The sequence below is a fragment of the Mesorhizobium sp. M5C.F.Ca.IN.020.32.2.1 genome, from assembly GCF_004023105.1.
GTDB classification, from domain to species: domain Bacteria; phylum Pseudomonadota; class Alphaproteobacteria; order Rhizobiales; family Rhizobiaceae; genus Mesorhizobium; species Mesorhizobium wenxiniae.
Genome location: NZ_RZSX01000481.1, coordinates 1 through 4,922, shown reverse-complemented (window position 1 = coordinate 4,922; position 4,922 = coordinate 1). Strand labels below are relative to the sequence as shown.

The window sequence follows — 4,922 nt, the reverse complement described above, 5'->3', positions numbered from 1 at the left end:
GCACTCTCGTTGCCGGCACACCCCCTTCCGCGGGGAGACCCCGCGACGCCCCCTTGAGAGTGAGAGTGCGGACCGGGTTTGTCGTGACGGGTTGAGAGCTGGAGGAGAGACCTCCGGCGCCCGTCGCGGAGAACCGCGATGTCCAGACATGATCGCTCGAAGCGTGCCGGCTCTGACCGGACGAACCTTTACGACGAGATCACCGGCAAGATCATCGCCGAGCTCGAAGCCGGCCGCTTCCCATGGGTGCAGCCCTGGGGCACGGCGGTGGCGAAGGCGCCGCTCGGCCTGCCGAAGAATGCCAGCACCGGCCGCGCCTACAGCGGCATCAACATCCTGATCCTGTGGGGCGCCGTTGTTCAGCGCGGCTTTCCCGGCCAGGGCTGGCTCACCTTCCGTCAGGCGCTGTCGCTCGGCGGCCATGTCCGCAAGGGCGAGTCCGGCACCACCGTCGTCTATGCCGACCGCTTCGTGCCCGAGGAGGAGAAACAGCGTGCCCGCGAGGCCGGGGAGGACGCGCAGGCAATCCCCTTCCTGAAGCGCTTCACCGTGTTCAATCTGGCGCAATGCGACGGCCTGCCTGAGGGCATCGCGACCGAGGTGCCGCCGCCTCCACCCGGCATGATCGAACCCGCCGTCGCGGCGCTGATCGAGGCGACCGGCATCGACTTCCGCATTGGCGGCGACAGCGCCTTCTACGTGCCGGCGCGCGACTATGTGCAGGTCCCGCCGCCCGCTGCCTATTTCGAGCCGATCAACTGGCATCGCACCGCCCTGCACGAACTCGGTCACGCCACCGGCCACGCCTCGCGGCTCAGTCGTGATCTGAGCGGCTCTTTCGGCACCAGGAAATATGCCTTCGAGGAGCTGGTCGCCGAGATGAGCGCGGCCTTCTGCTGCGCCGCGCTAGGCATCGTGCCGACCGTGCGCCACGCCGACTATCTCGCCTCCTGGCTCGAGGTGCTGCGCGAGGACAATCGCGCCATCGTCCGGGCTGCGAGCCAGGCCAGCAAGGCCGCCGACTGGCTGCTCGCTTTCCTGCCGGAAGCCGGCGGCGTCGCCGCGGCCGACCCGGACGAGTCCGATGCGGCCCAGATCGACAGGAGGGCGGCATGATCCTCCTCACCGACGACTTGCGCGAGCGCCTGCTCGCCAACGGCCGCGATCCCGGCGCCGACCATGTGCCGGTGGTGAAGTTCTTCAACCCGCTCGGCGAAGGCGTGTGGCTTGCCACCGCACTGGATCCCGATGGCGACATCCTCCACGGCCTCGCCGATCTGGGTTTTCCCGAGATCGGCAGCTTCTCGCTCGAGGAGCTGGTCTCGGTGCGGCTGCCCTTCGGCATGGGGATCGAGCGCGACATCCTGTTCGCCACCGACCTGCCGCTCTCGGTCTGGGCCGAGGCCGCCCATCAGGCCGGTAGCATCCGCGCGGCGGAGCGCATCGTCACGTTAGTTGCCCGTTCCCGGCCTGAGGGATCGGCATCATGAGCCGGCCCTTGCTTTCGCTCTACACGACCATGCGGGAGTTCGAAGGGCTGCATGAGCGTCACGATAGGACCCGCAGCACCAGCAGGACGGTCACGGTCGACCGCGAGGCGTTGATCCACCTGCTCATGGACCATTGCCGCTTGGTCGAGGCGTTGCGCCAGGCCGGGCAGGTCCAGATCCGGGACGGCGACTGACCTGAATTCCGTAAACCCGCCGAAGCGCAATGTCGTGTCGGTGGCTCCGTGCCTTTCCGGGTCTTCCGCGCGCGGCGCCGTCCTCAGAGTGAGAGGGCGGCGCCGCCCTTCGTGACGGGTTTGGAGGTCGAGAGAGTCTCGGCCGCCCGTCGCGGAGTCATCACCATGGCCAAGGCTGCCAAGAGCAAGAAGCGTTCCGTCCCGATGATCGTCTTCTCGCGGGCGCGCGATATTCCCTTCAACCGCATTCGGCTGTCGGACAGCAATGTCCGCGAGACCGGCGTCGAAGCCGGCCTCGACGAACTCACCCAGGACATCGAACGCCGCGAAGACCTCATTCAAGGCCTCAACGTCCGCGCCATCCTCGATGCCGACGGCAACGAGACCGGGGACTTCGAGACCCCGGCCGGCGGCCGCCGCTATCGTTCGATCGCCCGGCTCGTCACGGCGGGCCGCTTCCCCGCGGACGGTCTCGTCCCCTGCATCGTCAAGAAGGCCGACGCCAAGACCTCGGCCGTCGACGACTCACTGGCCGAGAACGTCCATCGCCTGGCGCTGCATCCGCTAGACCAGTTCCGGGCCTTCAAGCGCATGGTCGATAGCGGCATGTCCGCCGAAGAGGTCGCCGCCGCCTACTTCACGACGCCGCGTTATGTCGAGCAGCGCCTGCGCCTCTCCGCTGTCTCGCCCAAGCTGCTCGAGATCTATGCCGGGGAGGGCATGACGCTGGCCATGCTCGAGGCATTCACGGTCAACCCCGGCCATGCCCGCCAGGAACAGGTCTGGGAGGCGACCCAGCAGTCGTACAACCGCCAGCCCTGGCACATCCGCCAGATGCTGACCCAGACCACGGTACCCGCTTCCGACAAGCGCGCGCGCTTCGTCGGCATCGACGCCTATGTGGCGGCCGGCGGACACGTGCTGCGCGATCTGTTCGAGACCGACAATGGCGGCTGGCTCGAGGACGTGCCGCTGCTCGACCGGCTGGTGTCCGACAAGCTGAAGGCGACGGCCGACGCGGTCGCTGCCGAGGGCTGGAAGTGGATCAGCGTCGACATCAACCTGCCCTACGGCCACGACCATGGCCTGCGCCCGCTCATCGGCACAGGCGCCGAGCTGACCGACGGGGAACGAGCCGCGCGCGAGGCCCTGCGCGACGAGTACGAGCGGATCGAGGCCGAGTATGGCGAGGTCGACGGCGACTTGCCCGACGAGATCGATCAGCGCCTCGGCGAGATCGAGACCGCACTCGAGGAGCTCGAGAACCGGTCGGCGATCTACGATCCGGCGGAGATCGCCCGCGCCGGCGTCTTCATCAGCATCGACCGCGGTGGCGATCTCGTCGTCGATCGCGGCTATGTCCGTCCCGAGGACGAGGCGCCCGAGCCGGTCGAAGGCGACGGCGTCGAAGCCGAGGGCGAGACGGGCGGTGACGATGCCGATGGCAATCCCGCGGTTCGCCGCACCACCATCACCATCGGTGGCGAGCCGGCCGAGCCGGAGGAGGATGAAGGCGACGCCATCAAGCCTTTGCCCGAACGCCTGGTCATCGAGCTGACCGCGCACCGCACGCTCGCGCTCCGCAATGCCGTTGCCGGGAACCCGCATGTGGCGATGACAGCGCTGCTGCACCGCCTGGTGCTCGACGCCTTCCGCGAGCGTTCCTTCGGCGGCTGCGTCGAGGCCTCGGTCCGGCAGGTCTATCTGCCAGCCCAGGAAGCCGACCTCAAGGACAGCCTCTCGGCCAAGGGCGTCTCCGAACGCGAACAGGCCTGGAAGGCCGACATCCCGTTCGGCGACGACGAGGTACTGTGGTCCTGGCTCGACACGCTCGATGACGCAAGCCGCCTGGCGCTGCTCGCCCATTGCGTCAGCTACGGGATCAACGCCCTCTTCGAGCGGCCCAATCCCTATGGCGGCAATGGCGTCAGCCAGCGCGGGCTCGATCAGCGCGTCTCCGAGGCCGACCGGCTGGCCCGCGCCACCGGGCTCGACATGGTGGACGTCGGCTGGCGCCCGACCGTCGCAAACTATCTGGGGCGCGTGACCAAGGCGCGCATCCTCGAGGCGGTCCGTGAAGGCGCTGGCGAACAGGCGGCGCAACTCATCGACCATCTCAAGAAGCCCGAAATGGCCAAGGAGGCCGAGCGCCTGCTGGCCGACACCGGCTGGCTGCCCGAGCCGCTGCGGCTGATCGAGCCGGAAGCGACGGCCACGCAACCGGATGAGCGCCAGGAAGCAGACCTGCCCGAATTTCTCGCCGGGGACGACGAGGACGGCTCGGTCGACGTTGAGGCCACCGCTCACGCGGTCGCAGCCGAATAGCACCTGTGGGCGGGGTGGCTCCGGTCGCCCGCCCATTCTTTTTTACCTCACGGCCCGGCGCCCGGCCGGGCCATTTTCGCTTCAGGAGACAAGTTTCATGTCCGCCCACATCGTCTTTGACAACGCCCCGCTCGGTTCGCTGATCCGCTATTCCGACGGCACGCCAAAACCGCCCGCGCGCTTCACCCGGAAGCTCGCGGACTGGGAGCGTCACAATGGTCTCGGTCGCCTGGTTCGCAAGGCACCGCCGCGCGACCGTCGGACCTACAGCGCGCCGGCCTCGATCACGCTCAACGAGGGTAACTTCTCCTCCGCCGGCGTCATCCTCGTGACCGTCATGCGCACCCATTCGGTGGACAGCGATCTCAGCTTCGAGATCGTCGAACGGCCCGGCATCGGCATGGTCCGGGTCCTGCAACAGGTCGGCGAGAATGAGGAGTTGCTGCACCTCGCCGAAAGCCGCGAGGCGGCCGAACTCTGGCTGGCCAAGACCGGTTGCCGCAATGCGCGTCTTGAAGACGTCACCGCCGACGAGGTCGGCGCGGATTTCGTCGAAGGCCGGGCGGCGGCGTGAGCCACGTTGGCATGCCTGCGCGCTGAGATCATCAACCCCTCCAACATCATGGCCCGGGCTCGGAGACGAGCGCGGGCCGTTTGCTTTTCAGGAGCAGCACGATGCCCGAATTCACCATCGAAACCACCTACCGCCTACCGGTGTTCCGGCACGCAACCTATTCGGCCGACACGCCCGAAGCCGCCTGCCGGCTGGCCGTTGAGGACAAGGACTGGTCCGGTCAAAGGGAGGACTACGAGTCCTCCGGCGAAACCTACGTGACCGGCATCTGGGAAGGCGCCGATGCCGCCTATCGCGGACAAGCTATCGGGGTCCCTCGTCATTTCGGGGAGGCGGTAC

5 protein-coding genes and 1 pseudogene are annotated in these 4,922 nt (G+C 67.8%); all 6 read left to right on the top strand.

Features of this window, described 5'->3' with window-relative positions; genetic code table 11:
• Positions 1 to 138: 138 nt before the first annotated feature.
• A complete protein-coding gene (locus EOA86_RS22250) occupies positions 139 to 1,116 on the top strand; it encodes a zincin-like metallopeptidase domain-containing protein (RefSeq protein WP_128343592.1) in 978 nt (325 codons plus the stop codon).
• Positions 1,113 to 1,490 carry a DUF2958 domain-containing protein gene (locus EOA86_RS22245; RefSeq protein ID WP_128343591.1) on the top strand — a complete coding sequence of 126 codons (378 nt, stop codon included), beginning with the start codon at positions 1,113 to 1,115 and terminating at the stop codon, positions 1,488 to 1,490. Before EOA86_RS22250 ends, EOA86_RS22245 begins: the two co-directional genes overlap by 4 nt.
• Positions 1,487 to 1,684: a hypothetical protein gene (locus EOA86_RS22240; protein ID WP_128343590.1), complete on the top strand. Its 198-nt coding sequence runs from the start codon at positions 1,487 to 1,489 to the stop codon at positions 1,682 to 1,684. The genes EOA86_RS22245 and EOA86_RS22240 overlap by 4 nt, the downstream gene beginning before the upstream one ends.
• A gap of 165 nt (positions 1,685 to 1,849) precedes the next feature.
• Entirely contained in the window at positions 1,850 to 4,009 is a 2,160-nt protein-coding gene (locus EOA86_RS22235; protein WP_128343589.1) for a ParB/Srx family N-terminal domain-containing protein, read from the top strand.
• Positions 4,010 to 4,106: 97 nt separating this feature from the next.
• Positions 4,107 to 4,583: a hypothetical protein gene (locus EOA86_RS22230; RefSeq protein WP_128343588.1), complete on the top strand. Its 477-nt coding sequence runs from the start codon at positions 4,107 to 4,109 to the stop codon at positions 4,581 to 4,583.
• A 101-nt stretch (positions 4,584 to 4,684) separates the two neighbouring features.
• A pseudogene (locus EOA86_RS22225) lies at positions 4,685 to 4,922 on the top strand (hypothetical protein); the annotation flags it as partial.

Coding starts and splice junctions, on each gene's coding strand:
- EOA86_RS22250 (WP_128343592.1), top strand. CDS start 139: ATGTCCAGACATGATCGCTCGAAGCGTGCCGGCTCTGACCGGACGAAC.
- EOA86_RS22245 (WP_128343591.1), top strand. CDS start 1,113: ATGATCCTCCTCACCGACGACTTGCGCGAGCGCCTGCTCGCCAACGGC.
- EOA86_RS22240 (WP_128343590.1), top strand. CDS start 1,487: ATGAGCCGGCCCTTGCTTTCGCTCTACACGACCATGCGGGAGTTCGAA.
- EOA86_RS22235 (WP_128343589.1), top strand. CDS start 1,850: ATGGCCAAGGCTGCCAAGAGCAAGAAGCGTTCCGTCCCGATGATCGTC.
- EOA86_RS22230 (WP_128343588.1), top strand. CDS start 4,107: ATGTCCGCCCACATCGTCTTTGACAACGCCCCGCTCGGTTCGCTGATC.